2 protein-coding genes are annotated in these 577 nt (G+C 57.9%); both read left to right on the top strand.

All coding sequences use genetic code 11. From position 1 onward, the window contains the following. Positions 1 to 229, top strand: a 229-nt coding sequence (locus JW499_RS21585) for a major capsid protein (RefSeq protein ID WP_175085692.1), incomplete at its 5' end; no start/stop codon positions are given. Between the two features lie 41 nt (positions 230 to 270). Beyond that, positions 271 to 577 (top strand): DNA-packaging protein FI (gene gpFI, locus JW499_RS21580; RefSeq protein ID WP_205212510.1); only part of this gene is annotated, 307 nt, incomplete at its 3' end.

Raw genomic sequence — 577 nt, 5'->3', positions numbered from 1 at the left:
CCTGCCGGACAACACGATGGTGCTGGGGAACACTCAGGCACGCGGTCTGCGCACCTATGGCTGCATTCAGGATGCGGACGCACAGCGCGAAGGCATTAACGCCTCTGCCCGTTACCCGAAAAACTGGGTGACCACCGGCGATCCGGCGCGTGAGTTCACCATGATTCAGTCAGCACCGCTGATGCTGCTGGCTGACCCTGATGAGTTCGTGTCCGTACAACTGGCGTAATCATGGCCCTTCGGGGCCATTGTTTCTCTGTGGAGGAGTCCATGACGAAAGATGAACTGATTGCCCGTCTCCGCTCGCTGGGTGAACAACTGAACCGTGATGTCAGCCTGACGGGGACGAAAGAAGAACTGGCGCTCCGTGTGGCAGAGCTGAAAGAGGAGCTTGATGACACGGATGAAACTGCCGGTCAGGACACCCCTCTCAGCCGGGAAAATGTGCTGACCGGACATGAAAATGAGGTGGGATCAGCGCAGCCGGATACCGTGATTCTGGATACGTCTGAACTGGTCACGGTCGTGGCACTGGTGAAGCTGCATACTGATGCACTTCACGCCACGCGGGATGAAC

It is taken from the genome of Amphritea pacifica (genome assembly GCF_016924145.1).
In the GTDB taxonomy this organism is placed as follows: domain Bacteria; phylum Pseudomonadota; class Gammaproteobacteria; order Pseudomonadales; family Balneatricaceae; genus Amphritea; species Amphritea pacifica.
The sequence above is the reverse complement of the archived record's forward strand: the minus strand, read 5'-3'. Positions and strand labels throughout refer to the sequence as shown.